Annotated in this window: 4 protein-coding genes and 1 pseudogene; 2 read left to right on the top strand and 3 right to left on the bottom strand. The window is 64.1% G+C overall.

Annotated elements, in window-relative coordinates:
- Positions 1-938: 938 nt before the first annotated feature.
- Positions 939-1,565: a carbonic anhydrase gene (locus tag AC1DWT_RS50145; protein WP_095869914.1), complete on the bottom strand. Its 627-nt coding sequence runs from the start codon at positions 1,563-1,565 to the stop codon at positions 939-941.
- 132 nt (positions 1,566-1,697) lie between these two features.
- Here AC1DWT_RS50145 and AC1DWT_RS50140 point away from each other — a divergent pair, with 132 nt between their 5' ends.
- Complete coding sequence (locus AC1DWT_RS50140; protein ID WP_477926159.1) at positions 1,698-2,048, top strand: group II intron maturase-specific domain-containing protein; 351 nt, start codon at positions 1,698-1,700, stop codon at positions 2,046-2,048.
- A gap of 177 nt (positions 2,049-2,225) precedes the next feature.
- On the opposite strand, the gene AC1DWT_RS50135 is transcribed toward AC1DWT_RS50140, so the two are convergent.
- Positions 2,226-2,558, bottom strand: a complete 333-nt coding sequence (locus AC1DWT_RS50135) for an LNS2 domain-containing protein (protein ID WP_477926160.1) — start codon at positions 2,556-2,558, stop codon at positions 2,226-2,228.
- Between the two features lie 392 nt (positions 2,559-2,950).
- On the opposite strand from AC1DWT_RS50135, the pseudogene AC1DWT_RS50130 reads away from it, so the two are divergent.
- Positions 2,951-3,106, top strand: a pseudogene (locus AC1DWT_RS50130) (ABC transporter substrate-binding protein); the annotation flags it as partial.
- Between the two features lie 199 nt (positions 3,107-3,305).
- Here the strand turns inward: AC1DWT_RS50130 and AC1DWT_RS50125 are convergent.
- Positions 3,306-3,595, bottom strand: a 290-nt coding sequence (locus AC1DWT_RS50125; RefSeq protein WP_477926158.1) for a malic enzyme-like NAD(P)-binding protein, incomplete at its 5' end; no start/stop codon positions are given.

Genomic DNA, 3,595 nt, shown 5'->3' with positions numbered 1-3,595 from the left:
TCTCCTGCTCCACCAGCGACGTCATCACCCACACCCACCTTTCGCGTCAACTTTGTCAACCACAATGATGCACCAAAGGGTCAACCACGTCAACCAGACCGTCCACTCCTTTGGCAGACGGATCTTGTCAGACTGCGCTATCTACCGGCTCGCCTCGACTTGTCGCGCACTGCACGACTCGGTGTTCTTTTGCCGTCACGGAATCCGCCGCAACGTGGCGGAACTGCCACTGGGCCTTGGGACCAGTCGTCGGCTACCCACTTCATGAGGGCGGAGTAGGTCCATGGAGTGTCTGCACACGTTATCCAGAACGCCCGGGGTGGCGTGACACTGCGTGCGGGCGGTAGGCGACGCCAACCAGGGGTCCATGACTGCACGATCCGACGCACGGAAGTTTTACCAGCACTCCACCTTCCGTCGTTCTGATCAGATTCCGAATCCCCCACGGGGCCTTCCGCGCAGAACAACCCACGCGCCAGCGTAAGATCCACCGAAATCTGATAGTCCCCGGACACGAACTGCGGATCCACCAGATGGTGTTCGCGCCCCCGTCGTGGAGGTGGAGTTTCTTATATTGCCGGCAATTCCGTTGATCGTGTTCTAGTGAGATGCCGCGGTAAGCGCTGCCGTCCTCCGGCGATATCTGCCACCGGCCTCTGAGGTCCTGGATGCCTCACCGATCTGAGATTCATTCGCGCAGCCGATACCYTCAGCTCACAGGGGTTGGCAAGAACCTGTAGTGAAGATGAGTCGTGCTGCGCTTAATTACCGTCCGCGCCATAGGACCCTGGGTGACGAGGCGGGTCGGTGGGGATCTCTCCGAGCCCTCGGTGTTATCTGGCGTCCTCGGGGCCGATCGCCGTGCGTAGATCTTGTGTCACACCGTTCGGCACGGTAGTTCGGTGCCGTGCTCCAGCGGCTCAGCGGTTTCGGCCGCGTCAGTCGCGGAGTTCGCCGATGTCTCCGACCCCTCCCTGCAGGTGCATCCGGCCATCGGACAGCTTGTAGGTGACGCCGGCAATAGCGCAGGCACCACTCCCGACGCGATCGGCAATGATGCGCGAACGCTGCATCAGGAGAGTCCCGGTTTCCACGACGTGGCGGCCTTCGAGTTCGTCGACGGTGGTGAGGCCCTCTTTGCGACCCATCATGATCGACGGCGCCACCCGTTCAACGATGCTGCGGATGAAGCCGTCCGGAACCTTGCCCTTGTCCAGCGCGTCCAGAGTGGACTTCACGGCCCCGCAACCGTCATGACCCAGCACGACGATCAAGGGCGCGTCGAGGATCTGCACCGCGTAYTCRATGGAACCGAGCACGGCGTCGTCGAGGACGTGGCCGGCCGTTCGGACGACGAACATGTCACCGAGGCCCTGGTCGAAGATGATYTCCGCRGCGACACGTGAGTCTCCGCATCCGAACAACACCGCGGTGGGGTGCTCTTCGTCGACGAGCTGCGCGCGGTCGACGATTCCCTGGCTGGGGTGGATCGAGACTCCGCTGACGAAGCGCTCGTTACCCTGGCGGAGGGTTTTCCACGCGGCAACCGGGTTGGAGTGAGGCATGCGGTTATTGTTCACCCGCACTGTTGCGCCTGCTCGGCGGGAACATTACGGCGACGGAAACTCCGGTTCGCGCATCGGCGAAGAGACGTGTGAGGAGCAAGTGGCGGGCGACGCCTCCGCGCTGATCAGCCGGTGCGAGTCTCCACGCATCGAACACAGCGGTCAGCAGGGACGCCCTGCAAGAGGATCAGTGCGCACGTGYGGTTCCGGCGGCTGCACCGGCGCACCGGCCACACCTTCGCCGATCTCGCCCGACGCATCAACCCGATCGTGTGGGGATGGATGTTGTACTACGGTGCGTACCACTCGCGGAAAGACCGGACCGAGTACGCACCCTCAGATGTCCGCGCAGGGAATACCACCGATCACGGGACGCAGCCCGCCGGACGCACCCGACAGGTACCTGTGGCGGTTGGTCCCGGCAGACTCCTGAAGGCTCATTTCGAGAGCCGGCGACAGCCACCTGCGCCTATGACGAGATAGGTCGCCGTCGTGGCTCTATGCAGGAGTTAATGCTGTCGCGCCGTGGTTCTGCGCGCCAGCGAGGGCCTGCTGGCCACCTTCGAGTACGTGCAGGAGTCTGCGGGAACCGAGACCGGCGAGATCGGTGGCGAGCAGGGCCGAAACCCTTCGACGGTGAGCTGGTCGACGATACCGGTTTCATCGTCGATGAACGCACGCAACCCTTGCGGATGCTGCCGTCGGACGAGCTGGAGTGGGAGCGTTTGACCTCCGCCGCGGTCGAAGACGAGGCCCGACCTTGTTGTCTGCACACGGAGCGCGCCCGGTCGGAAGGTCGTGCTCGGTGAGCCATCGACGGGTACCCGTGTGGGTGTAGTCGGGCCGATTCGTCGAATAGACCAGGGTGAAGCCGAGTCCCTCGATCGCCCAGGCGAGGTCGAAACCAGACTCAATCACCTCCGCATCCGCGATGTGGGAGAAGAACGCCGGCCACCACTCCGCCGCTGGCCGTTCGAGTTCACACCCGAACATGGACATGTCGGTGACCACGCCGTCGACATCGAGGAGTACGACTCGGTCGTCGCCGGGACGTTGCCGCGTGTACTTCCGAGCGTGCGTCTGCCGGCCATGTCGGTTTCCCCCTGTCTCCGCTGGTCACGCGGAACAGCTAATCAGAGTGCGATGCAGCGTCGCCGTAGCCACGCCGAGTGTTGCGCGAGCGCGGTCACGGAGACGCCGGCGCCTTTTACTTTGCGAGCGATTGCCTTCCGTTGGCTGTTGGCCGTGGGCGGTCGGCCATCGTTGCGCCCTTGCTCGAGGATCCCTGCCGTTGGCAGTGCGTTGGCGGTGCGTCGACGGTCATGGCCGCAATGGCAGTGGTGGGGTGCACATCTCAATCGACTCCGATCAACTCGCCTGTTCCGCCGTACGGCGTCGTCCCGAACAAGAGCAATGACGATCTGGTGCGCTTCGTGAACGGAACGTTGGAACGGGTGCGTACGGATGGAACATGGATAAGCATGTACGACAAATGGTTACGACTGGGAGGGCCGACCGAAGTCCCATCGGTGCCGAGCTAATGGTCGCCACCCCGTCCTGGATGTGAGTCCGCGGGTGATGCTCGCCGATCGGATCGTCGGGGACCTGCACCTCGGATGCCGGGCCTGGCGATCCACACGGCAGACCGCCGGGCGTCGGCCGACCATGCGCACGGCGACAGCGAGGTTCGCACGGACGCGGGGCCGCGCAACGCCACACCGAAGACGAAACCGACTGAGCTCACTCCTGGGGCTGCCGCCCTCGCTCGGCCACCTCCCGCACCGCCGCCGCGACCGCCGGCGCGACGGTGACGTCGAACACGCTCGGCACGATGTACGTGGCATTGAGCTCGGACGGCGACACCCTGTCGGCGATCGCCCCGGCCGCGGCAATCAGCATCTCGTCGGTGATATCGACCGCGTGCGCGTCGAGCAGACCACGAAACACCCCCGGGAAGGCGAGGACGTTGTTGATCTGGTTGGGAAAGTCCGACCGACCGGTGGCCACCACGGTGGCATGCTCACCGGCGA

Source organism: Rhodococcus sp. P4_B6, from assembly GCF_056402215.1.
This window is presented reverse-complemented; position numbering and strand designations above follow the sequence as displayed.